Annotated in this window: 19 protein-coding genes and 1 pseudogene; 16 read left to right on the top strand and 4 right to left on the bottom strand. The window is 72.1% G+C overall.

All coding sequences use genetic code 11. The annotated features are described in order from the left end of the window. Nucleotides 1-127: 127 nt before the first annotated feature. On the top strand, nucleotides 128-736 hold the full coding sequence (locus ACZ37P_RS02765) for a hypothetical protein (RefSeq protein ID WP_467344471.1): 609 nt from the start codon (nucleotides 128-130) through the stop codon (nucleotides 734-736). 95 nt (nucleotides 737-831) lie between these two features. Here the strand turns inward: ACZ37P_RS02765 and ACZ37P_RS02760 are convergent, their stop codons facing one another. Continuing rightward, nucleotides 832-1,101 carry a DUF1905 domain-containing protein gene (locus tag ACZ37P_RS02760; protein ID WP_355335966.1) on the bottom strand — a complete coding sequence of 90 codons (270 nt, stop codon included), beginning with the start codon at nucleotides 1,099-1,101 and terminating at the stop codon, nucleotides 832-834. Between the two features lie 197 nt (nucleotides 1,102-1,298). Here ACZ37P_RS02760 and htpG point away from each other — a divergent pair, with 197 nt between their 5' ends. After that, nucleotides 1,299-3,272: a molecular chaperone HtpG gene (gene htpG, locus ACZ37P_RS02755; protein WP_467344469.1), complete on the top strand. Its 1,974-nt coding sequence runs from the start codon at nucleotides 1,299-1,301 to the stop codon at nucleotides 3,270-3,272. 149 nt (nucleotides 3,273-3,421) lie between these two features. On the opposite strand, the gene ACZ37P_RS02750 is transcribed toward htpG, so the two are convergent. After that, entirely contained in the window at nucleotides 3,422-4,624 is a 1,203-nt protein-coding gene (locus ACZ37P_RS02750; RefSeq protein ID WP_467344468.1) for a lysophospholipid acyltransferase family protein, read from the bottom strand. After that, nucleotides 4,621-5,547, bottom strand: coding sequence for a patatin-like phospholipase family protein (locus ACZ37P_RS02745; protein ID WP_355335972.1), 927 nt, complete (start codon nucleotides 5,545-5,547; stop codon nucleotides 4,621-4,623). The genes ACZ37P_RS02750 and ACZ37P_RS02745 overlap by 4 nt, the downstream gene beginning before the upstream one ends. A gap of 319 nt (nucleotides 5,548-5,866) precedes the next feature. Between ACZ37P_RS02745 and ACZ37P_RS02740 the strand changes: the two genes are divergently transcribed. Next, complete coding sequence (locus tag ACZ37P_RS02740) at nucleotides 5,867-7,870, top strand: ATP-binding cassette domain-containing protein (protein WP_467344466.1); 2,004 nt, start codon at nucleotides 5,867-5,869, stop codon at nucleotides 7,868-7,870. 137 nt (nucleotides 7,871-8,007) lie between these two features. Further along, on the top strand, nucleotides 8,008-10,125 hold the full coding sequence (locus tag ACZ37P_RS02735) for a nuclease-related domain-containing DEAD/DEAH box helicase (RefSeq protein WP_467344464.1): 2,118 nt from the start codon (nucleotides 8,008-8,010) through the stop codon (nucleotides 10,123-10,125). Between the two features lie 5 nt (nucleotides 10,126-10,130). Here ACZ37P_RS02735 and ACZ37P_RS02730 read toward each other — a convergent pair whose 3' ends face one another. Continuing rightward, on the bottom strand, nucleotides 10,131-10,430 hold the full coding sequence (locus ACZ37P_RS02730; protein WP_402710475.1) for a tetratricopeptide repeat protein: 300 nt from the start codon (nucleotides 10,428-10,430) through the stop codon (nucleotides 10,131-10,133). Nucleotides 10,431-10,970: 540 nt separating this feature from the next. Here ACZ37P_RS02730 and ACZ37P_RS02725 point away from each other — a divergent pair. From ACZ37P_RS02725 to ACZ37P_RS02670, 12 genes and pseudogenes are all read left to right on the top strand, one after another. Beyond that, complete coding sequence (locus ACZ37P_RS02725) at nucleotides 10,971-11,240, top strand: hypothetical protein (protein ID WP_355335978.1); 270 nt, start codon at nucleotides 10,971-10,973, stop codon at nucleotides 11,238-11,240. Next, nucleotides 11,233-11,714, top strand: a pseudogene (locus ACZ37P_RS02720) (DUF6879 family protein). Before ACZ37P_RS02725 ends, ACZ37P_RS02720 begins: the two are co-directional and overlap by 8 nt. 302 nt (nucleotides 11,715-12,016) lie before the next feature. Continuing rightward, nucleotides 12,017-12,565, top strand: a complete 549-nt coding sequence (locus ACZ37P_RS02715) for an EF-hand domain-containing protein (RefSeq protein ID WP_355335982.1) — start codon at nucleotides 12,017-12,019, stop codon at nucleotides 12,563-12,565. Between the two features lie 22 nt (nucleotides 12,566-12,587). After that, nucleotides 12,588-13,004 (top strand): ricin-type beta-trefoil lectin domain protein, encoded by a 417-nt coding sequence (locus tag ACZ37P_RS02710; RefSeq protein ID WP_467344462.1) that lies wholly within the window; start codon nucleotides 12,588-12,590, stop codon nucleotides 13,002-13,004. Nucleotides 13,005-13,519: 515 nt separating this feature from the next. Further along, complete coding sequence (locus ACZ37P_RS02705; RefSeq protein ID WP_467344460.1) at nucleotides 13,520-14,845, top strand: PP2C family protein-serine/threonine phosphatase; 1,326 nt, start codon at nucleotides 13,520-13,522, stop codon at nucleotides 14,843-14,845. A gap of 109 nt (nucleotides 14,846-14,954) precedes the next feature. Further along, the gene (locus ACZ37P_RS02700) at nucleotides 14,955-16,778 is read left to right on the top strand and encodes an alkyl/aryl-sulfatase (protein WP_401850909.1); all 1,824 of its coding nucleotides are present in this window, start codon (nucleotides 14,955-14,957) and stop codon (nucleotides 16,776-16,778) included. 259 nt (nucleotides 16,779-17,037) lie between these two features. Then, on the top strand, nucleotides 17,038-17,967 hold the full coding sequence (locus tag ACZ37P_RS02695) for an ABC transporter ATP-binding protein (protein WP_355335988.1): 930 nt from the start codon (nucleotides 17,038-17,040) through the stop codon (nucleotides 17,965-17,967). After that, on the top strand, nucleotides 17,967-18,785 hold the full coding sequence (locus ACZ37P_RS02690; protein WP_467344458.1) for an ABC transporter permease: 819 nt from the start codon (nucleotides 17,967-17,969) through the stop codon (nucleotides 18,783-18,785). The genes ACZ37P_RS02695 and ACZ37P_RS02690 overlap by 1 nt, the downstream gene beginning before the upstream one ends. A 410-nt stretch (nucleotides 18,786-19,195) precedes the next feature. Next, the gene (locus ACZ37P_RS02685) at nucleotides 19,196-20,458 is read left to right on the top strand and encodes a sensor histidine kinase (RefSeq protein ID WP_467344456.1); all 1,263 of its coding nucleotides are present in this window, start codon (nucleotides 19,196-19,198) and stop codon (nucleotides 20,456-20,458) included. Beyond that, the gene (locus ACZ37P_RS02680) at nucleotides 20,455-21,126 is read left to right on the top strand and encodes a response regulator transcription factor (protein WP_355335994.1); all 672 of its coding nucleotides are present in this window, start codon (nucleotides 20,455-20,457) and stop codon (nucleotides 21,124-21,126) included. Before ACZ37P_RS02685 ends, ACZ37P_RS02680 begins: the two co-directional genes overlap by 4 nt. 283 nt (nucleotides 21,127-21,409) lie before the next feature. Further along, nucleotides 21,410-21,859 carry a DUF2199 domain-containing protein gene (locus ACZ37P_RS02675; RefSeq protein ID WP_355335996.1) on the top strand — a complete coding sequence of 150 codons (450 nt, stop codon included), beginning with the start codon at nucleotides 21,410-21,412 and terminating at the stop codon, nucleotides 21,857-21,859. A gap of 152 nt (nucleotides 21,860-22,011) precedes the next feature. Continuing rightward, nucleotides 22,012-22,353 (top strand): FG-GAP repeat domain-containing protein, encoded by a 342-nt coding sequence (locus ACZ37P_RS02670; protein ID WP_467344454.1) that lies wholly within the window; start codon nucleotides 22,012-22,014, stop codon nucleotides 22,351-22,353. Nucleotides 22,354-22,514: the final 161 nt, after the last annotated feature.

Below are 22,514 nucleotides of genomic sequence, written 5' to 3'. Positions count from 1 at the left end.
CGTACGCGTAGCCGTACAGGCAGCCGTACCTCCTAGGTGGAGGTACGGCACCCCCGCCCGCGGGTAAGGAGCAGGAGAGGCACGGCCGTTGGTACGCGGTCGCGCGCGGGGGAGAGGCGGCGGGGCGATGACGGACACGGGAGCGGCAGCCGGTACGAATACGGGTACGGGTACGGATACGGGCGCCGCGGGCGGCGGTTCGCGGGACGCGGCGGGGACGAACGGCCCGGCCACCCTGCGCGAAGTCGCCCGACTCGCCCAACGGCACGGCTTCGGCGAGTCCCGCGCCGTCCACGCGCTCGGCGGCGGTGACGTCGGCTGCGTCGCCTTCGGCCTCGCGGTCGTCCTGCTCGCGCCTGGCATCGGCCTGGTCCTCCACCCGTACAACCCGGTGGTCACCTCGATCGGCGTCACCTTCCTCGTCCTCGCCCTCGCGCTGCCGATCACCGCGTTCCGTTACGAGAAGCGCCGCGACAACCGCATCCCGCGGCTGCACGTCTTCGACGGCGGCATCGTCATCACCCGCCCGGCCCGGATCGACGTCCACCCCTGGCCGGACATCCGCGTCGTCGAGCGCGAGGACTCCGTCGCCATCGGCCAGGGCGGCACGACGCGTCAGGTCCACCGCCTCGAACTGCACGCGATAGACGGCGACGTGCTGTGCTCCCTGGGCGACGCCTTCGACACCGTCACCGTCGTCAGAACCGCGATCGCGGGCGGCGCGCATACGTCATAACGGCGCGCGACCGAGAGCGCGCAGGGCCGTCAACTCGGCACCCCTCTAGCACCGTTCGGGTACCCGCCTTGTGGTTTTTAGGGGGCGGGGCGGCCCTAGGAGGGGAGGCGCTCTTGGAGGTGGACCGTGACGGTGTCGCCCTCTTGTTTGCCGATGGCTTTGCGCAGCTCGGCGGTGACGGGGAGTTTGTGGGTGCCGTCGCCGAGGGCCATGAAGGAGCTCTGGAAGGGGTGGCCGTCGATCGTGCCGCGGACCTTGACGAGGCCGCGGGTGCCGAAGAAGGCGGCGGACTCGGGCCAGACGACGTAGGTCCAGCCGCCCTTGTTCGGGCTTTTCAGCAGGGTCGCGGTGAATCGCTTGTCCATCGTGGATATCGCCTGTTCAGGAGCTTTCGGTGGCGCGCCCCGGCCGGGGACGTCCGCGGGCGTTCACCCAGGTAGGACCGGCGGCGAGGCGGAAACTCATCGCGGGCCGCGAAGGCTGACGTGCGGGCGGCGGGGGCTCATCTACAGTGCTGCGGTCAGTGCCTGTCAGCCGGTGATGTGAGAAGGAACAGCGGACCATGCCGACCGAGACGTTCGAGTTCCAGGTGGAAGCGCGTCAGCTTCTGCAGATGATGATCCACTCGATCTACTCCAACAAGGATGTGTTCCTGCGCGAGTTGGTGTCCAACGCCTCGGACGCGTTGGACAAGCTGCGGCTCGAAGCGCTGCGGGACAGCGAGTTGGACGTGGACGTGTCGGACCTGCACATCGGGCTGGAGGTGGACCGGGAGGCCCGTACGCTCACCGTGCGGGACAACGGGATCGGGATGTCCCGGGAGGAAGTGGTCCAGCTCATCGGGACGATCGCCAACTCGGGGACGGCGAAGTTCCTGCGGGAGCTGAAGGAGGCCGAGGGCGCGGGCGCCGCAGAGGGCCTGATCGGGCAGTTCGGGGTCGGGTTCTACGCGAGCTTCATGGTGGCGGACGAGGTCACGCTGCTGACGCGGCGCGCGGGGGAGACCGAGGGCACGCGGTGGACGTCCAACGGTGAGGGGACGTACACCGTGGAGACCGTCGAGGACGCCCCGCAGGGGACGGCGATCGTGCTGCGGCTGAAGCCGGAGGACGCCGAGGACCGGCTGTACGACTACACCTCACCGTGGAAGATCAAGGAAATCGTCAAGCGGTACTCGGACTTCATCACCTGGCCGATCAGGATGGCCGCGGAGCCCGCGCCCGGAGGCGACAGCGACACCGACACCGGCGCCGACGCCGAAGGCGACGCCGAGGACGGTACTGACGCGGCGGCTCCCAAGCCCGAGCCCCAGCTCGAAACGCTGAACTCCATGAAGGCCCTGTGGGCCCGCTCCCGCGACGAGGTCAGCGACGCCGACTACCACGAGCTGTACAAGCACATCAGCCACGACTGGAACGACCCGCTGGAGATCATCCGCCTCCACGCGGAAGGCACCTTCGAGTACCAGGCGCTGCTGTTCATCCCGGCGCACGCGCCGCAGGACCTGTTCATGCGCGACTACAAGCGCGGCGTCCAGCTCTACGTGAAGCGCGTCTTCATCATGGACGACTGCGAAGCGCTGATGCCGCCGTACCTCCGCTTCGTCAAGGGAGTCGTCGACGCGCAGGACCTCTCGCTGAACGTGTCGCGCGAGATCCTCCAGCAGGACCGCCAGATCGAGCTGATGCACCGGCGGCTGGCGAAGAAGGTGCTGTCGACGGTCAAGGACATGATGGCCGCGCGGCCCGAGCAATACGCCACATTCTGGCGGGAGTTCGGCCGCGTCCTGAAGGAGGGGCTGCTTGGCGACTTCGAGAACCGTGACGCGATCCTCGGCGTCAGCTCCTTCGCCAGCACGCACGACAAGGACGCGCCGACGACGCTCGCGCAGTACGTCGAGCGGATGAAGGACGGCCAGGAGCACATCTTCTACGTCACCGGCGAATCGCGGCAGGCCGTCGAGAACTCCCCGCACATGGAGGCGTTCCAGGCCCGCGGCATCGAGGTGCTGTTGCTGACCGACCCCGTGGACGAGGTCTGGGTCGACACGGCACCGGAGTTCGGCGGCAAGCAGTTCCGCTCCGTCGCCAAGGGCGAGGTCGACCTCGGCACGGAGGAGGAGAAGCAGGAGGCGGGGACCGAACGGGAGAAGCAGCAGGAGGAGTTCGCGGGCCTGCTCGCCCGTATGACGGAACTGCTGAGCGAGCAGGTCAAGGACGTACGCCTCTCCTCGCGGCTCACCGTCTCGCCCGCCTGCGTCGTCTCGGACACCAACGACGTGTCACCGGCGCTGGAGAACATCTACCGCGCCATGGGCCAGGAGATCCCGCACGCCAAGCGGATTCTCGAACTCAACCCCAAGCACCCGCTGGTCGTCGGCCTCAACCGCACCCACGCCGAGCGCCCCGACGACCCGGCCCTCGAAGAGACCACCGAACTCGTCCACCAGCTCGCCCTGTTGGCCGAGGGCGCCGAACTCCCTGACCCCTCCCGCTTCGTGAAGCTGGTCGCGGACCGCCTCGAACGCACCTTGTGAGACTGCGCTCTTGAGGGCGCTGGGGCCGGGGCCGTACGGATCGCCGTACGGCCCCCGGCTCCACGCGTGAGCTCCTGTACGCGTGGACCCCTTTACATGAGCCGCCGCACGCGCGACCCCCGTACGGCGAACCCCCGTACGCGCGCCCTCTATACGTGCGGCGTCGCCGCGACCGCCTGCTCCGCCGTCCACCGGTCCATCCGCTCCCACTGCCCGAGCAGCCACTCGCTGCGCGCCGCGTCCCCGACCGGGACCTCGGCCGCCGGTATCCGCCACCAGTGGACCCGCACCGGGCGGCGGAACGGCAGGAAGTCCCAGGCGGCGCGCGCGGACGCGATGACATCGAGGCCGGAGTGGACGACGAAGACCACCTCGGCGGTGGGCGCGGCGGCCAGGACGGCGAGGCTTCCGGCGTCCCGCGGCGGCAGCACGTACCGCAGCCGGGCCGCGCGGGCCGCGCGCCGGTACTGGCCGAGGCGGCGCAGGCTGGCGATCGCGCGGCGGTGGCGGCGCGGGGTGAAGTTGCCGCCCTCGGGGAAGATCACGAGCGCGTCGCGCGACCGCAGCCCCGCCGCCAGTTCGGTGATCGCGTCCTCGGCGGTGCCGTGCGCGGGGGGCAGGAAGCAGTGCGGGACCCGGCCGAGCAGGACGTCGAGGCACGGATCGGCGCGCAGGACGCCCTTCAGCACGGTGTGCGGCAGCAGGCGTACGTCGGTGAGCAGCGTCTGGAGGAGCAGGAACGAATCGCCGACACCCGCGTGCCGGACGAACACCACGAGCGGTACGTCCGGCGGCCGGTCGCCCACGGGCAGCGCGGGCGTCATCTCCACCTCCAGCCGGAACAGCCGGTCCGCCACCTTGCGCAGTACGGCCAGCAGCCGCGCGAGGAGCGCGAACGCCTCGGCCGCCCGCCGGTCCCGGTCCGCCCGGGGGTGGTGCAGGAAGAGCGCGGAGGCCGCCAGCACTCCCGTGAGGTCCACGACGAGGTAGACGAGCAGGAATCCGGCCATACGCGTCGGCCGCCACGCGCCGCGCGACGGGATCGACACGGGCGCGCTGAGTACGGTCACGGTGATGAGGAGCGCCGCGGCCACCGGTATCAGCGCGACCACGAGCGCGGTGGTGACCGTACGCCGGGCGGCCGTGACCAGCGCGGCGCCCGCGGCAGCGGCGGCGGTGCCGGTACGGGTACGGGTACGGGTCGACGGCCGGACCCGCGCGGCCGGGTCGGCGCTCGCGAGCGCGTCCGTATCTGAACCCGCCGGGCCCGTGCTCGCTGGACCCGTAGCTGGACCCGTGCCTGAACCCGCCGGACCCGGCCCCGCGTTCAGGCCCGAGTCGAGGCCCGTCACGCCGGACCCTCGGCGGAGTGCGGGTCCTCGGCGCCGGAGCCCTCCGGGACAAGGGACTTGGGGGCGGCCCCGTCGAGCGCGCTCTCCAGATACCGCGACGACGCGGCGTAGGCCCGCTCGATACGGTCCGCCGTCTGCCCGAAGGCCCGGTGCCGCAACTGGCCCAGCGCCCCGGCCGCTTCACCGGACGCCGCCCCGCTGGGCAGTACGTGCACGGTCACGTCCGACGGCAGGTCGGCCATGTCGCGGGCGAACCGGTGCCTGCGGGCGATCTCGAAGGCGACCATGGCGACGTCCCACGGCAACTTCGGCGGCGTCAGCGGCCGTTCGATGCGGCCGACCTGGAGGACGTAGATCTCGCGCGCGCCCAGGGCGACGGCCCTGCCCACCGGGATGCTGTTGACGAGGCCGCCGTCCACGAAGTGCTCGCCGTCGACGTCGACCGGCGGCAGCAGTCCGGGCACGGCCGACGAGGCGAGCACCGCCTCGATCAGCGGGCCGCGGTCGAACCAGTGCTCGGCGGCGTTCTCGATGCTCGCCGCCACGCACTGGAAGGGCACCTCCAACTCCTCGATGAGCGCGACCTGTACGTGCTCACGCAGAAGGTCGACCAGCGGCGCCGGGGTGTAGAGGTGCGTACGGCTCCGCACGGCGGTGCTCACGCGGCCCATCAGCGAACCGGCGAACACCCCGGCCTTGCCCAGCCCCGTCCACAGCTCGATCAGCCGGCCGACGGCGGTCTGCGACGGCTCGGCGGCCACGGCGGCCCCGTTGATCGCTCCGACGGAGGTCCCGAGCACCATCCCCGGCTTCACCCCCTGCGCGAACAGGGCCTTGAGCATGCCCACTTCGTACGCCCCGAGGGCCCCGCCGCCCCCCAGCACGAACGCCGGTCCCCCCGCTTCACCCGCACTGTGGTCCATGCCAGAACGCGTGCCCCCGCTCCTTCCCCCCAATCAGCCGCCCGAACTCGCCACAGGCGCGGTGCCGCGTCGTCGGCCGGGCGCTTTCGCGGCGGACGGCGCGGGCCGTAGCGGACCGGCGTACGCCGTCGGGGCGGCGGCTGCGTCCTTGCGCCGACCGGGGCTTCGCGAGCGGGGGGGTTGCGGCGGGGCGGTTGGAGCAGACTGGTGGGCCGCGTCGCGTCGGGGCGAGCCGGGCGGGCCGAGCCGGTGCCTTCGTCCTCCTTCCGCCGAGCCGGTCCGGTGCCGACCGCCACGTCACGGCGAAGGGCGTACACCGATGACCGAACCCCCGACGACCGAAGAGCCCCCGACGACCGGCCAGCCCCCCACGGCCACGGCGCGCACCGCTGCTGCCAGCGACGACGAAAAGGCCGTACCCGACGAGGAGCTGCGCCTGACGTTTCCTGGCGACCGCAGCGAGGAGGCCGGTTACGCGATCACGCTGCGCGCCATGGCCCGCCGACTGCCCCAACTGGTGCGCCGGGCGCTCGGCATGGCCTGGCACGTGGACCGCAAGGCGGTCACCGCGCTGCTCGCCTGCCAGGTCCTGTCCGGCGTGCTGGAAGCGCTCGGCCTGCTGGCGGTGACCGGCACGATCACGGCCGTCATCGCGTCGGGCCACATCGACGAACGGCTCCGCCAAGCCGCGCCCTCCCTGGCCCTGTTGGCGTCGGCGGCGGGCGTACGGGCGGTGCTGGGCATCGCGATCACCGGTCTGTCCACGCGCCTGGCCCCGCGGATCTCGCGGGAGGCGGAGCTGCGGCTGCTGGACGCGGCGACCCACGCGGAGCTGACCGCGTACGACCACCCTGGCTACAACGACCGTTGGGACGCGGCCGACCGGGGCGTCGAGGTCTCGCAGGACATGCTCAACCAGTCCCAGAACATCCTCGCCGCCGCCGCATCGTTGATCGCCGCCGCGGCCGTACTGACCAGCGTCCACCCCGTGTTGCTGCCGCTGCTCGTCCTGGCCGCGCTGCCGCAGGCCATCGCGGGCGTACGGGGGGCCCGGCTGAACTACCTCGCGTCGCTGGAGACGATGAAGGACCGCCGCCTGCTGAGCGTCCTGCGGTGGAATCTGGTCGACAAGCAGCACGCCGACCAGATCCGTTCCGGCACGATGGCCGACTTCCTGCTCGGCAAGTACCGGGCGGCCGGGGCGCGGGTGGACGCCGCGACCGACCGGGCCGCCTGGCGCGCGGCGAAGATGTCGCTCGTCGGGAGCCTGGCCGGGGGAGTCGCGGCCGGAGCGGTCTGGGCGGCGCTGCTCTTCCTGATCAGCACCGGCCGCGTGTCCGTCGCGTCCGCGGGCACGGCGACGTTCGCACTGCGCACGGTCGCTTCAGGACTGCGCGGCATCATCGGCTACGGCGCCATCATCTTCCGTACGGGGATGTACCTTGACGACTGGTCAGATTTCCTGGACGAGGCCGGTGGCCACCGGATCGCCCGCGGCGAGACCGTGCCGACCGGCCCGGCCGTCGTACGCGCCGACCGCCTCACGTACACCTACCCGCACGCCGACCGGCCCGCCCTGCTCGATGTCAGCCTCAACGTGCGGCGCGGCGAAGTCCTCGCCCTGGTCGGCGAGAACGGCTCGGGCAAGACCACCCTCAGCAAACTCCTGTCCGCCCTCTACCTCCCCGACCGCGGCGCCGTCGTCTGGGACGGCGCCGACACCCGCACCCTGGACGCGCACGCCGCCTGGTCACGCGTCGCCGTCGTACCCCAGGAGTACGCGAAGTGGCCGCTGACCGCCCGCGACAACATCACCCTGGGCCAGCCCCGAACCGACCACCCGCACAGGGCGGTTGATACGGCCGCCCACGCCTCCGGCGCCGACGAGGTCGTCACGTCCCTGCGCTCGGGCCTGGACACCCTCCTGGCCCGCGAGTGGTGGGGCGGCCAGGAACTCTCCGGCGGCCAGTGGCAACGCGTCGCCCTCGCCCGCGCCTTCCACCGCGACGCCGGTCTCCTCGTCCTCGACGAACCCACCGCCGCCCTCGACCCCCGCGCCGAACACCGCATCTTCACCGGCCTGCGCACCCTCGCCGCCGACCGCGCGGTCGTCCTGGTCACCCACCGCCTCACCAATGTCACCGTCGCCGACAAGATCGCCGTCCTCGACCAGGGCCGCCTCGTCCAGTACGGCACCTTCGCCCAACTCCGCGACACACCCGGCCTCTTCCACGACCTGTGGCTCCTCCAGAACGACCGCGCGCCCGGTATCCCCGCCCAGCCCTCCGGCCCCGTGGAGCAGCAGCAGACGGCCGACCTCTGAGGCCGAGAGACGACTACGGAGGCGCCGGAATCTCCGACGCGCCGCCGGTCCGGCCGCACTTCGCCCCGGCCGACGCCCCCTGCCGCTTCGTAGCGGAGCGTCCTATGATCGTCGCGCTACGTGGGAGGGGGTGGGTCATGGCGGCGGGGGGATCGGCTTCGCGGCGGGCTCAAGAGGCGCGTCGGCAGGAGCGGTTGCTGCGGGAGCAGTGGCAGGCGGCGCGGCGCCAGGCGCGGCAGTGGGAGAGCGCGAGCGAGGGCGAACAGCGCGTCAGCGCACAGTTGTTGGTGCTGACCGAGCGCGGCTGGCGGCTTCTGGTGGACCGGCGGTGGCCGGGTACGCGGTCCGCGAACGTGGACATGCTGCTGGTCGGGCCCGCCGGTGTCTTCGTCGTGGACGTCAAGAACTGGCGCGCGGACCCGGAGGTGGAGGACGGCCGGCTCCTCGCGGGCGGTGAGGTGAGGGACGAGCACGCGCGCAAGCTCTCGGCGGTGACCAAGGCCGCCGAGACGGCGGTCGCCTCGTTGGGGATGTCCCCGGTCGCGGTCCGGCCGCTGATGGTCTTCGCCGACAAGCGCGTGGACACCGCGCTGGGGAGAATCCGGCTCCTGGGGGAGCGGGAGGTCGGTCCGTATCTGCTGGCGGAGCGTCACCGGCTCAACGCCGCCTCGGTGCGCGTCATAGCCGACCACCTGGGGCGGGTGTTCCCCGAGTACGAGGGATCGTCCGTCACAGAGCCGGTCACAGAGCCGGCCACAACGTCGACTACGGCGCCGTCCAGCGTGCCGCGCTCCGGACGCCAAGAACAGCCCGCCGCAGGGCTGTTCGACCTCGACGGCATGCGCGAGGCCGCGCTGGACGCCGCCATGCGGGCACCGATCGAGCAGTGGATGACCTTCCTCGGGCAGGACCAGGTGGCCCTCGTCCGCCGCAACTGGTCCGGCCCCGCCCGTATCAGCGGACCCGCCGGTACGGGCAAGACCGTCGTCGGGCTGCACCGCGCGTCCTACCTCGCCCAACGCACCACGGGACGCGTCCTGTACGTGACCTTCGCCAGCAACCTCCCGCGCGTGCAGGAGACGTTCCTGCACGCGATGTCCCCCGCGGTCGCCGACCGGGTGGAGTTCCGCAGCCTGCACTCGTGGGCGCAGCAGTACACGCAGGACCGCGGTGTGCCGGTGAATCTGAACGGGGACAAGGCCGAGACGGCCTTCAGCCTCGCCTGGACGCACGCCGGGCGCGACAGCCCGCTGACCGAACTCGACCCGTTGCCGCGCTACTGGAAGGACGAGATCGACTACGTCATCAAGGGCCGCGGGATCACCTCCTTCGAGGAATACGCCGTCCTGCCGCGCCGCCGCCGTCGGGTGGGCCTGCGAAGGCCCCACCGGCAGGCGGTCTGGGGACTCTACGAGGCGTACGAGTCGCTGCGCGTCCAACGCGGTGTGCACGACTTCAACGATGTGCTGACCCTCGCGCTCGCCGAGGCGAGCAGTTCCACCGAGGCCGCGCCGTACGCGGCCGTCATCGTCGACGAGGTCCAGGACCTGACCCTCGTCGGGGTCAAGCTGCTGCACGCCCTGATCGGCGACGCTCCCAACGGCCTGCTGCTCGTCGGGGACGGGCAACAGGCCGTCTACCCCGGCGGATTCCGGCTCTCCGACGCGGGCATCGACATCCGCGGCGAGCGCGGGCAGGTGCTCAGCACCAACTACCGCAACAGCAAGAACATCCTCGACGCGGCCCTCGCGGTGGTCGCCGACGACGCCTTCGAGGACATCGACGGCGTACGCAGCTCCGGCGCCAGGGAAGTCGACCTGACCTACCACGACGGCCAGGTGCGGCGCGTGGACCGGCCGACCGTCGAGGACCACGACCGGGCCCTGCTGGAAGCGCTGTTGGCCCTGACCCCCGCCGAGCGGGCCGACTCCGCCGTGCTCTGCCCCTCCGTGCGGGCCATCGGCCGCTACCGGGACCTCCTCACGGCTTCCGGCCTCCCGGTCTGCCCGCTGGAGCGCTACGCCGGTCACGCCGTCGAGGGCGTCAAGCTCGGAAGCTACCGGCGTGCCAAGGGACTTGAGTTCAAACGCGTCTACCTTCCGCGGTACGACACCTCCCTGCTGACCGGCGCCGAAGGGCTCTCCGAGACCGAGCGCGAGCGCCGCGAACTCGGCCGCAGCCAGCTCTTCGTCGCCATGACCCGCGCCCGCGACACCCTCTGGCTGGGCAGCGTCACTCCCGCCGCCCAGGCGTGACGCGTCTACGGACGCTCGGCGCGCAGCCTCCGCAGGAGGTCACGGCTCGCGACGGTGAAGGGGTGGTCCTGGCCGAGGCTCTGGGCGCGGCGCGCGACGACGTCGTCCATGAGCGCGATGCCTTCGTCGGTGTGACCGAGCGCGGTGCGGGTGCGGGCCTGGAGCTGGCGGGCGGCGAGGGCGATGGGGTAGTCGGGTCCGAAGCGGTGCAGATAGGTCTCGGTCACCTCGCCGATCTCGCTGTCGGCTTCCTCGAGGCGGCCCAACTGGAAGAGCGCCCAGGCGTGGTTGTGGCGGGCCCCCACGGAGACGGTGTGGTCGACGCCGAGGTGTTCCGCGCACTGCCCCGGCAGCGACAGCAGGCCCGTGCGTCCGTCCTCCGCGGTCAGTTCCGCGGCGCCGAGCGCGGCCAGGATGCTGGACCGGGAGCGCAGCGTCAGCGGATGCCACGCGGCCGGTCCGGAAGCGGCCGGTCCGGGCGCGGCGCCCTTGTGCCAGGACGCGGTGACGCGTGGTCGTGGTCCGCCAGGCGTCGGTCGCCATCGGGGCGACCACGGGGGCTCCGGCGGTCCGCGTGAGCACCGCGAGTTCCGGATCCACAGCTCCCCCTACCATTCAATAATCTGATCATATTGGCTTTGAGTCAATATGAGGACCGGTCACGTCCGGTGTGGATCATTATTGCACCGGGAGTCGAATTGCGATAGGCATCCGTAGGCGGTCGCTGCCGTTGTCGTGGCATATGCCAGACGGCTGGTTATCGGGTACGCTCCGGCTGTAGTGACGCCGATGCGGGTACGATCCGCACGCGGTACGACAGTACGCAGCCGATCCTGGGGGCAACCATGACCAGACCATGGGAAGCAAATCCCGACACCACATTCTTAAAGCGCCTCGGTAAATCACCTCAGGAGCTGGGGAATACGACCGACACCCCCGACTGCCCCGACATCTGGGAGCTGGAGAACGGCGACATCGCCGTCATCGGCCGGGATCTGACGGCCTCCCTCGGGCGGAATCTGCCCGCCGGGGTCTCGGTCGGCTCCGACGAGCGACTCGTCGTCATCCCGAGAAACATGCTGATCGCGGCGAAACCGGACATTCCCAGTGTTTGACTCCTTTCCCAACGGCACCTTCGAACGCCTCGCCCGGCCCGCCTACCACGAGGAATTCTTCCGGATCCTCAAAAGCGGCGTCAGGAGCCAGGACAAGCTGGAACGCGGCCAGCATTTCCAGGAACGCGGTTTCGCGAGCTGGGAGGCATTCGCCGCCGGGCACTGGGAAGAAGCACTCGCGCTCATCGAGGAAAGGCGTCCGGCCTACGCCCGGCAATTCGCCGAGGCGGAGGAGTTGGGCGTCGCGCAGCGGCGGCTCCGAGTCGTCGAATTCCCCGTGACGTGGTGATGTACGAGGTGCAGTACGACGACGAGGGAAACGCGGACGGGGCCAGGCGGTACGCGGAACCCGCCCTGATCGCCGAGACCAGGGCGGGGTTCGCGTCGCTCTACGCGCGGGGCGAGCCCTTCGGCGACTTCTTCGACCGCGAGATCGCCACGCTCTCACCGCCGGTCATCGACGGCGTCGGCTAGCCGGCCGCCGGGCGGGCCCTAGGCGTTCGCGAGGACCCCGCAGGCGGTGAGGTGCCAGGTGGGGGCCGCGGAGCGGACGCGTCCGTCCGGCGTCTTCGCGCATCCGTCAGGCGCCGACTGCCGCGCGGCGGACGGGAGTTGGAGGCGGGGGTGCCGCTGGCGCCGAAGGGTGAATGTCCATACATATGTGCTTGTGGTGGCGCGAGCGCGTCCCGGCCTACCGTTGATTGTTGCCCGCTGTCGCCGCGCGACGGCGGGCACGGGTGCTTCGTGGTTCGGGTCGAGGTCGAGGGGGACCGCTCATGGCCAGCGCGTTTCAGGAGCAGAAGCTCAGGGGGATGTTCGGCGCGTTCGACGCCGACGGTGACGGCTACCTGCGCGAGGAGGACTTCAGGGCGCTCGTCGCCCGCTGGAACCGGCTGCCCGCGGTGGCGCCGGGCACGGAGTTGCGCGCACGCGTCGAGACGCTGCTGATGGGCTGGTGGGCGGCGCTGCTGGAGACCGGCGACACCAATGGGGACGGCGCGGTCGACTGGGGTGAACTGCTCGCGCTCGTCGACCGGTTGCCCACGATGATCGCGGACGTCGTCGCCACCGCCGACACCGTGTTCGAGGCCGTGGACGCCAACGGTGACGGCGTCATCTCCCCGGAGGAGCACCGCACGCTCGTGGAGACCTGGAACGGCCGGCCCGTCGACATGACCGGCGTCTTCGAACTCCTCGACCTCAACGGGGACGGCCACCTCAGCCGTGAGGAATTCACCCTGCTGTGGCGCCAGTTCTGGATCAGCGACGACCCGGCGGAGCCGGGCAACTGGCTGTGCGGACGGTTCCCGACGCAGCGGCACTGAGGTCGCCGCCGCGGGCCCGTGCGTGAGGCGCCGGGCCCGCGTCACGACGGCGGGCGCGATCACCTCCGGCATCCCCGGCAAGTGCGTCGACATCGCGAACAGCGGCACCGCGAACGGCACGGCCGTCCAGCTCTACACCTGCAACGGCACGGCCGCGCAGAAGTGGACGGTCACTCCCGGCGCGGGCGCCGCGGTCCGCGTGCTGGGCGGCTGCCTCGACATCGCCGGGGCCGCCACCGCCAACGGCACCCTCGTCGAGCTCTGGTCCCGCAACGGCGGCGCGAATCAGCGCTGGGTCGCGCGGTCCGACGGGTCGCTGCTCAATACGCGGTCGGGCCGCTGCCTCGACGATCCGGGCTTCTCGACGGCCGACTGGACGCGGTTGCAGATCTGGGACTGCGACGGGGGCGCGAACCAGGCGTGGACGCTTCCGGGCTGAGCCCGGCCCGGCCTCGGGGGGGGCGGCCGGTGCCCCGACAAGCCGGTGCGCGGGTCCCGGCCGCGGCGGGAGGGGCGTACGTGCCCGCGTACGTACGCCCCTGCGGTACGTCTCTACGCCCGCCCCCGACGCCCGGCCTTCCCGACCGGGCCCGGACCAGCCACCGGCCGCTCCGGGTTCAGGCACCGGCCACGGCCCGGCCGCTCCCGGAACAGGCCCCGACCAGGCACCGGCCGCTCCCCGACCAGGCCCGGACCAGGCACCGGCCGCACCCGCGGCCCCTGTGCTCACGATCACACCGCTCGGCGTCGCGGTGCTCCTGGCCGTGGCGTGCCCGGCTCCCCGCCGCCGCCCGGCCTCCCGCGGCGGGAGAATGTGGCCCGCCCGACCGCTCCCCGCCCCCGTCCGTGGTTATTGTTGCCATACGTCAAATGTTTGGCGTCCGTCGGTGTGCGCGGCGGCTCCTCTCTGGCCCCCGGTCGCGGGTGGCCGGGATCGTCCGGGAGGGCGCTGCGATGCAGGGTGTGGCTTTCCGGGGCGGGCTGCGGGCGGACGGGCTGCCCGCCGCGCTCAACGATCCGAGGCGGCTGGCCGCGGTGGCGGCGACCGGCCTGCTGGACACCGGTCCCGAGCCGGAGTTCGAGGACCTGGCGGCCCTGGCCGGTGCGGTGACCGGCTGCTCACGGGCGTTCATCACGCTGGTCGACGAGCGCCGCTCGTTCTGGAAGTCGTGCGTCGGGGTCGACATCACGGAGATCGCGGGGCGGCAGAATCCGGTGCGGGAGAGCTTCTGCTACTTCCTGGTCGGCCTGGACGGCGAGCCCTTCGCCGTCGAGGACGCGGCCACCGACCCGCGCACCCGCGACCACCCCTCCGTACAGCCGATGAAGATCGGCGCGTGGGCGGGTTACCCGATCCTCGGACCGGGCGGCGAGGTGCTGGGCAGCATGTGCGTGATCGACGACCGCCCGCACGCCTGGCGCCCCACGGAACTGGCCACGCTGGCCACCCTCGCGCGGGCGGTCGGCAACGAGATCAATCTGCGGACCTCGCTGGAGACGGCGCGCACCGCGCTGGCCGCGACCACCGACCTCGTACGCAGCCTCCAGGACAGTTTCCTGCCGCCCGTCCTGCCGACGGTCTCCGGTCTGGACGCCGCCGCCTCGTACACCCCGGCGGACGGCGGCATGGTCGTCGGCGACTTCTACGACCTCTTCCAGGCCCGCGGCCCCTGGTGGTGCGCCACGATGGGCGACGTGTGCGGGAAGGGCCCGGAGGCCGCCAAGGTCACGGCGCTGGCCCGGTACACCCTGCGCGCACAGGCCACGCAGCACCTGTCGCCCGCCGTGGTCCTCGACCACCTCAATTCCGCGCTGCTCGACCAGCGCACGGACGGCCGGTTCCTGACCGCCGTGCACGCCACCTTCCGTACCACCGCCACCGGCGTGTCCGGCCGCCTGTGCACCGCGGGGCACCCGCCCGCCCTGATCCTGCGCGCCGACGGCCGCGTCCAGGAGTCGGGCCGCCGCGGCAGCCTGCTGGGCGTCCTGCCCGACGTGCACCTCACCGACGTCCGCTTCCGGCTCGCGCCCGGCGACACGCTTCTGCTCTACACCGACGGCGCCACCGAGGCCCGTCCCCGCCCCATCGTCCCGGGAGCCCCGCGGCCGCTGTTCGGCGAGGAGAATCTCGCCGCCGCCCTCGCCGCCTGCCACGGCATGGACGCCCCTTCCGTCGTCCAGCGGATCGGCCGCGTCCTCGACGACCACAGCGGTGGGTGGGCGAGCGACGACACCGCCCTGCTGGCGCTCCGCGTCCCGCCCCGCACGGCCGGTATCTGACCCCGCCCGCCCCCCGGGGCCGCCGCCCCTTGCTCACCTCGGCGTTCACCTCAGCCATTCATCTCGGCGCCCTGAGGACAAAAGCCGCATAGCGCCCTAGCCTCGTCTCATGGCTGACCTCCCTTTCGACGACGTCCGGGACTTCGCGAACGCCGACCGCGGCTTCGTCGCCGCGCCCGCGTCCACCGCGGTGACGGCCGAGGACGGGTCGGTGGTGTGGGACTGCGGGGCGTACGCGTTCATGACGGCGGCGCAGTGCCCGCCGACCGCGAATCCGTCGCTGTGGCGGCAGGGGCAGCTCTGCGCCCGGTACGGCCTGTACGAGGTCACGCGGGGGATCTACCAGGTCAGGGGGTTCGACCTGTCGAACATGACCCTGGTCGAGGGGGAGCGCGGCGTCGTCGTCATCGACCCGCTGATCTCGACGGAGACCGCGGCGGCGGCCCTGGCGCTGTACCGCGAGCACCGCGGCGACCGCCCGGTCACCGGATTGGTCTACACCCACTCCCACGGCGACCACTTCGGCGGCTCGCGCGCCATCGTCCCGCACGGCACCGAGCAGGACATCCCGGTCCTGGCCCCGGCCGGATTCCTGGAGCACGCGGTCGCGGAGAACGTGTACGCGGGCACCGCGATGACCCGCCGCGCGGTCTACATGTACGGGGCGGAGCTGCCCAAGGGGCCGGCGGGCCAGATCGGCGCCGGTCTCGGCGCGACGACCTCGACCGGCACGATCAGCCTGGTGCCGCCGACGGTGCACATCACCAGCACCGGGCAGGAGGAGACGGTCGACGGCGTACGCATCGCCTTCCAGCTCACCCCCGGCACCGAGGCCCCCTCGGAGATGAACTTCCTCTTCCCCGACCACCGGGCCCTGTGCATGGCCGAGAACGCCACCCACACGCTGCACAATGTGCTGACCCTGCGCGGCGCGGTCGTCCGCGACCCCCGGATCTGGGCGCACTACCTCTCCGAGGCCCTGGCGATGTTCGAGGGCAAGGCGGACGTCGTCTTCGCCTCGCACCATTGGCCCACCTGGGGCCAGGAGGAGATCACCGCGTTCCTCACCGGGCAGCGCGACCTTTACTCCTACCTCCACGACCAGACCCTGCGGCTCATCAACCAGGGCCTGACCGGCCCGGAGATCGCCGAGGAGCTCACCCTCCCGCCCGCTCTGGAACGTACGTGGGCGGCCCGCGGCTACTACGGCTCGGTCTCGCACAACGTCAAGGCGGTCTACCAGCGCTACATGGGCTGGTTCGACGGCAACCCGGCCCACCTGTGGGAGCACCCGCCGGTCGAGCAGGCCCGCCGCTTCGCCGCCGACTACGGCGGCACCGACGCCCTCGTGGCCAAGGGCCGGGAGTACGCCGACGCCGACGACCTGCGGTTCGCCGCCACGCTCCTCAACCACGCCGTGTTCGCCGAGCCCGGACACCGGGGCGCGCGCGAGGCGCTGGCCGCCGTCTACGACCGCCTCGGCCAGGGCGCGGAGAACGGCACCTGGCGCAACTTCTACCTCACCGGCGCCATGGAGCTGCGCGGCCGCCTCGCCAAGGTCCGCCTCGACACCGCCAACCCCGAGATGGCCATGGCCCTCACCGTCGACCAGCTCATCGACTCCCTCGCCGTCCGCGTCGACGGCCCCCGCGCCTGGGACACCCGGCTGACGATGGACTGGCACGTCACCGACCACCGCCGCACCTGGCGCCTGACCCTGTCCAACGGCGCCCTCACCTACCGGTCCACTCCCGGCGCCCCCACCGCCACCACCGCGGACCTCACCCTGACCCTCACCCAAGCCCAGCTCCTCACCGCCCTCGCCACCCGGAACCTCGACAACGTCACCACCGAGGGCACCCCCGACACCCTCTCCCGCCTCCTCTCCCTCCTCGCCACCCCGGACCCGGACTTCCCCCTCGTCACGCCGTGAGCGCCGCCCGTCGTTCTGGGTGATGAGAGCGCACTGGTACCGCGGTACCAGTGCCGTGCCGAAGGGTCTCCCACGGTTCCAGGGATCGCCCCGCCCGCCCTCGTAACGTCGAAGGTGCGGGTCGCGCCGCGTTCTCGACGAGTGCGAGGAGCGCGACGAGTGCGATGAGTGCGACGACTGCTGCGAACGCGGTGAGCGCGTGAGTTCCGTACGCGAGGCGTGCGCGCGGGACGTGAGAGGACCAGGGGACCAGAGGCCGATGATCGAAGTGCGTGAACTGACGAAGCGGTACGGGGACAAGACGGTGGTCGACCGGCTGTCGTTCTCCGTGAAGCCCGGTGAGGTGACGGGCTTCCTCGGGCCGAACGGCGCGGGGAAGTCGACGACGATGCGCATGATCGTCGGCCTGGACGCCCCGACCCGGGGCTCGGCGACCGTCGGGGGCCGCCCGTACGCCCGGCACCGGGCGCCGTTGCGCCAGATCGGTGTCCTGCTCGACGCCAAGGGGGTCCACCCGGGGCGCAGCGCGTTCGGGCACCTGAAGGCGCTCGCGCTCACGCACGGCATTCCGCGCGGCCGGGTGGACGAGGTCATCGAACTGGCGGGACTCGGCAGCGTGGCGGGCAAGCGGGTGGGCGCGTTCTCGCTCGGCATGGGCCAGCGCCTCGGCATCGCCGCCGCCCTGCTCGGCGACCCCGAGGCCGTCATGCTCGACGAGCCGGTCAACGGCCTCGACCCCGAGGGCGTGCTGTGGGTGCGCAATCTGCTGACCGGGCTGGCCGCCGAGGGCCGGGCCGTGATGCTCTCCTCGCACCTGATGAGCGAGATGGAGCTGATCGCCGATCACCTCGTGGTCATCGGGCGCGGACGGCTCCTCGCCGACACCTCGCTCAAGGACTTCACGCACCAGGCCGGCGGCGGCGGGGTGCGGGTCGTCAGCGGCGAGGCCGCCCGACTGCGGGACGCGCTGGCCGCGCCCGGCGTCACCATCACGTCCTCCTCCGACGAGGAGTTGCTCGTCCACGGCTGGGCGGCCCGCGACATCGGTACGGTCGCCGCGCACTGCGGGATCGCGCTGTACGAACTGGCCCCGCAGACCGTCTCGTTGGAGACGGCCTTCATGCGCCTCACCCATGACTCCGTGGAGTACCACAGCGACCCCGCGGGCACCGAGCGGAAGGCCGCCTGATGACCACCGACACGATCGCCGTCGCCGTACGCGCCGACCGGGACGGGCAGGGGGTGACCGGCCGCCGCGTCCTGCGCTCGGAGCTGAGCAAGTTCCTTTCGCTGCGCTCCAGTTGGATCACCCTGGGGGCCTCGGTCGCCGTACTCGTCGCCTTCGGCGTGATCGCCGCCGCCGTCTACCGTCCTCCCGGCGCCGACGTGACCGGGACGCCCGACGACCCGGTCGGCCTCGCGCTGACGGGCGCGGGCGTCACCGGCCTGATCGTCGGCGTGCTCGGGGTGATGATGTCCGCGGGCGAGTACAGCACCGGCATGGTCCGTTCGACCTACGTGGCGGTGCCGCGCCGGTGGCCGGTCCTGGCGTCGAAGAGCGCCGTGATCGGCTCGCTGGTCCTGGTCCTCACCGCGGTCGCCGCCGTGGTCACCTTCGGCCTGGGCGCGGCGAGCCTGCGCGGCGACGACATCGCGCTGTCCCTGGGCGACGAGGGCGTGCTGCGCGGCCTGGTCGGCGCCGGTGTCTACCTCGCGCTGTTCGCCGTGTTCGGCGTGGCCCTGGGGACGCTGATCCGCTCCGCCTCCGGGAGCATCGCCGCCCTGGTCGGCCTGCTGATGCTGCTGCCCGGCCTGACCGCGCTGCTGCCCGACTCGCTCCAGGACGCGGTCGAGCGGTACACCCCCGGCAACGCGGGCTCGGCGATCTACGCCCTGCACAAGGCGTCGGACTCCCTGTCGCCCGGCGCGGGACTCGCCGTCTTCGCCGCCTGGGTGGCCGTGGCCCTGGGCGCCGCAGCCATCCGGCTGAAGCGGTCCGACGTCTGATCGTCGCGGCGGCCGACCGTTCGTCGGAAGGGTCACCAGCGGTGACAATGAGGCTTATGCACCGGGACCGGGACTTCAGGGCCACGATCGCGGCCCGGGGCCGGGATGCCAGGGACGGGCTCGCGGCTCGTGGCCGGGACGTCAGGGACGGGCTTTCGGCTCGTGGCCGGGATGCCAGGGCGCGGGTCCGGGATGTCAGGGCGTGGTTCCTGGCCGGGAGGCGGGATCTCAGGGTCGGGTTTCTGGCCAGGAGGCGGGCCCCTCGCGTCGAGGTCTCCGCCCGGGACCGGGGCCCCGGGGCCGGATTCTCCGACCGCGGCCCCCGAACCGCCTTCGCCGCCCCGGACCGGGGGACGCCGGTGCCGTCCCTCGGTCCCGAGGCCGCCCTGGGGCACCCGGTCCTGAACCTCATGCTGCAAGCCAGCGGCCTCCTGCGGGAGTACGACCGGCGGCACCCCTGGCTGCTGGACACCGCGGTCGTCCTGCTCTTCGCGGGCGTCTGCCTGCCCAACCTGCTCTCCGGCGGCGCGCCCGCGGCCGTCGCGGCGGCCGACGCGCACGGGGCGCCGTCGACCGCCACCCTCTACGTGCTGTTCGCCGCGCTCGTCCTGCCGCTGTGGTGGCGCCGCCGCGCCCCGGCCACCGTGCTGGTCGTGACGATCGCCGCCTTCCTCGTCCAGTCCGCGATGGACGCCGGGCTCGTCGCCTCATTCAGCCCGCTCATCGCCCTGCACAATGTCGCCCGGCACAGCTCCCCGCGCGTGCTGGGCTGGGCCACCGCCGTGGCCGCCGCCGCGAACGTGGTCGACGTCTTCGCCCTGGAGCCCGCGGGCAGCGAGTTCCTCGTCCTCTTCTTCCTCCTCGGACTGGTGACCGCCGCCGTCGCCACCGGTCTGACCCTGCGGACCCGCAGGTTGTACCTGACCGCGCTGGAGGACCGCGCCCGGCGCCTGGAGGTCGAACGGGACCAGCGCGCGAGGCTCACCGCCGCCGCCGAACGCACCCGTATCGCCCGCGAGATGCACGACATCGTCGGCCACAACCTCTCCGTCATGGTCACCCTCGCCGACGGCGCCTCGACGCTCGCCGCCCGCAACAACGAGAGCTCGACCCCGGTCCTGCGCATGGTCGGCGACACCGGGCGGCAGGCGCTGGGCGAACTGCGCCGCGTGCTCGGCGTCCTGCGCGGGGACGACGACGCCGCGGACCGGCGGCTCAGACCGCAACCGGGCATCGGCGACCTCGACATGCTCCTCGCACGGGTCCGCGCGGCGGGCCTCGCGGTCACGTACCGCACCACGGGCGAACTCGCCAAACTGGGCGAGGGCCTGCAACTCACCGTCTACCGCATCGTCCAGGAAGCCCTGACCAACACCCTCAAGCACGCCGGTACGGCCACCGCCTCGCAGGTCACCGTGACCGCCGACGCGGGGACGGTACGCATCCGCGTCACCGACACCGGCCCCCCGCCGCACGCCGCCGGCCCCGCGGCGCCCGCCACCGGGGACGACGAGCACGGCCACGGCCTCGTCGGCATCCGCCAGCGCGTCGCCCTCTACGGCGGTACGGTCACCATCGGCCCCACCACCGACCAGCCCGGATGGACCGTCGACGTCCAGCTCGACGCGACCGTCGACCCCACCGACCACAAGGCGGAAAGCCACCTGCCATGACCACCTCCGTGCTGATCGTCGACGACCAGCCCATGCAGCGCTTCGGCCTGCGCATGCTCCTCGAGGGCAGCCCCGGCGTGACCCCCGTCGGCGAGGCCACCCACGGCGCCGAGGCCGTCCGCATGGCCGCCGAACTGCGCCCCGACGTCGTCCTCATGGACATCCGCATGCCCGGCATGGACGGGCTGGAGGCCACCCGCCAGATCATCGCGGCCGGCGGCCGTACCCGCGTCCTCATCGTGACCACCTTCGACCTCGACGAGTACGCCTACGAGGGCCTGCGCGCCGGGGCCAGCGGCTTCCTCCTCAAGGACGCGGGCCCCGAGGAACTCGTCTCGGGCATCCAGGCCGTGGCCACCGGTGACGCCGTCGTCGCCCCCAGCCTCACCCGCCGCCTGCTCGACGCCCACGCCCACCACGTCCTCACCCCGCCCGACTCCCCGGCCGCCCAGGACCCCCGACTCCGCGAACTCAGCGCCCGCGAACGCGAAGTCCTCGTCGCCATCGGCAACGGCTGGACCAACTCCGAGATCGCCCGCCACCTCGTCCTCTCCGAGTCCACCGTCAAAAAACACGTCGGCCGCGTCCTCGCCAAGATCGGCGCCCGCGACCGCATCCAAGCCGTCATCCTCGCCTACGACGCCGGCCTGGTCCGCTCCAAACGCTGACCGCCGGAACGTACGGATTCCGCCGCCCCTCCCGCCACGTCCCACGTCCCACGCTCGGCTCGGCCCGCGCCCGGCCCCGAGGTCTCGCGGGACGGCGGCTTCCGGCACGGAACCGATCCACCCGTACGCGCCCGGCGATGCGTACGGGCAACGGGAATCCCCGGGGCGCGGGCCCGAAACCTCGGGGTGCGGCCTCGCGCTTCGTGACCACTAGGATCCCGCCATGTCTGACGATCTCGGCTTCACGTGTTCGTGCTGCGGAAACCATCACGCGGAGCTCCCCATGAGCTACTCGACCCCCGCCCCGGACGTCTGGGACCCCGCCTTCGAGGCCGATACGAACAGCATGCTGTCGTCGGACCAGTGCGTCATCAGGGGCCAGCACTTCTTCATCAAGGGCCTGATCGAGATACCCGTGATCGGCGGCGAGGACGTCTTCTCGTGGGGCGTCTGGGTCTCCCTGAGCAAGGACAGTTTCGCCCGCGCCGTCGACCTGTGGGACACCGAGGGCCGCGAGGCCGAGAAGCCGTACTTCGGCTGGCTCAGCACCGAGCTGTCCCTCTATCCCGAGAGCACCACCGACCTCAAGACCAACGCCCACACCCGGCCGCTCGGCACCCGCCCCTTCATCAAGCTCGAACCCACCGACCACCCCCTCGCCGTCGAACAGCGCACCGGAATCACGCCCGCCCGCGTCCGCGAGATCGCCACGGCGGTACTCCACCCGGCCTGACCACACCCGAGGCAAACCGGCAATGGCCCGGCGCCCGCGTTCCCGATCGCGTCAAGTACCCCACCACCGCCGGGCATTGGCTCGCCGGATCGGCGTCCCGCCAGCAGCCCGGCAGTGCGGGGGAAGGCGCGGGTGGTTCGTATCTGCGGACGATGACCTCGCTGAAGTTCTTCAAGACCGAGCGCGAGTACACGGAGCCGTCCTACGGTTGGTGGCTGGCGGAGAAGAGCCCGGTGAAGGCGGGGTTCGGGGACATCGACGGCGACCGGTACGCGGACGTGCTGTCCCGCGACCTGGCCGGTCGGCTGTGGTTCGTTCCCGGCAGCAGCGGTCGCGGACGGCTGATCGGCCCCGGCTGGAATTCCATGACGGCGATGACTCGGCACGGCGACTTCACCGGTGACGGCATCGAGGACCGGCGCCGATTGGTACGGCCTCAACGGCACCTTCTGACCCCGGCACGCGCCAACTCCCGGCTTGCGCCCCGCAGTTGATCACCAGGTGGGAGGTGTCACTGTCGGCGTCGGCCGGGGCGCGGAGCCGCAGATCAGTCAGGTTGTCGGGGTCCGGGCCCGCCGCGCGGACCTCGGCGATCGAGACCGCGGACTGCTACGATCCTGGCGAATTCGAACGTGGGGGGCCGCCGGAGGATTCA

Source organism: Streptomyces sp. NPDC024632 (assembly GCF_055559175.1).
This window is presented reverse-complemented; position numbering and strand designations above follow the sequence as displayed.

Bases quoted from the DNA above. Each gene is read 5' to 3' on its own strand.
- ACZ37P_RS02760 (WP_355335966.1), bottom strand. From the start codon at position 1,101: ATGGACAAGCGATTCACCGCGACCCTGCTGAAAAGCCCGAACAAGGGC.
- ACZ37P_RS02685 (WP_467344456.1), top strand. From the start codon at position 19,196: ATGCTGCAAGCCAGCGGCCTCCTGCGGGAGTACGACCGGCGGCACCCC.
- ACZ37P_RS02725 (WP_355335978.1), top strand. From the start codon at position 10,971: ATGACCAGACCATGGGAAGCAAATCCCGACACCACATTCTTAAAGCGC.
- ACZ37P_RS02715 (WP_355335982.1), top strand. From the start codon at position 12,017: ATGGCCAGCGCGTTTCAGGAGCAGAAGCTCAGGGGGATGTTCGGCGCG.
- ACZ37P_RS02690 (WP_467344458.1), top strand. From the start codon at position 17,967: ATGACCACCGACACGATCGCCGTCGCCGTACGCGCCGACCGGGACGGG.
- ACZ37P_RS02705 (WP_467344460.1), top strand. From the start codon at position 13,520: ATGCAGGGTGTGGCTTTCCGGGGCGGGCTGCGGGCGGACGGGCTGCCC.
- ACZ37P_RS02670 (WP_467344454.1), top strand. From the start codon at position 22,012: ATGACCTCGCTGAAGTTCTTCAAGACCGAGCGCGAGTACACGGAGCCG.
- ACZ37P_RS02695 (WP_355335988.1), top strand. From the start codon at position 17,038: ATGATCGAAGTGCGTGAACTGACGAAGCGGTACGGGGACAAGACGGTG.
- ACZ37P_RS02740 (WP_467344466.1), top strand. From the start codon at position 5,867: ATGACCGAACCCCCGACGACCGAAGAGCCCCCGACGACCGGCCAGCCC.
- htpG (WP_467344469.1), top strand. From the start codon at position 1,299: ATGCCGACCGAGACGTTCGAGTTCCAGGTGGAAGCGCGTCAGCTTCTG.
- ACZ37P_RS02745 (WP_355335972.1), bottom strand. From the start codon at position 5,547: ATGGACCACAGTGCGGGTGAAGCGGGGGGACCGGCGTTCGTGCTGGGG.
- ACZ37P_RS02735 (WP_467344464.1), top strand. From the start codon at position 8,008: ATGGCGGCGGGGGGATCGGCTTCGCGGCGGGCTCAAGAGGCGCGTCGG.
- ACZ37P_RS02680 (WP_355335994.1), top strand. From the start codon at position 20,455: ATGACCACCTCCGTGCTGATCGTCGACGACCAGCCCATGCAGCGCTTC.
- ACZ37P_RS02765 (WP_467344471.1), top strand. From the start codon at position 128: ATGACGGACACGGGAGCGGCAGCCGGTACGAATACGGGTACGGGTACG.
- ACZ37P_RS02700 (WP_401850909.1), top strand. From the start codon at position 14,955: ATGGCTGACCTCCCTTTCGACGACGTCCGGGACTTCGCGAACGCCGAC.
- ACZ37P_RS02675 (WP_355335996.1), top strand. From the start codon at position 21,410: ATGAGCTACTCGACCCCCGCCCCGGACGTCTGGGACCCCGCCTTCGAG.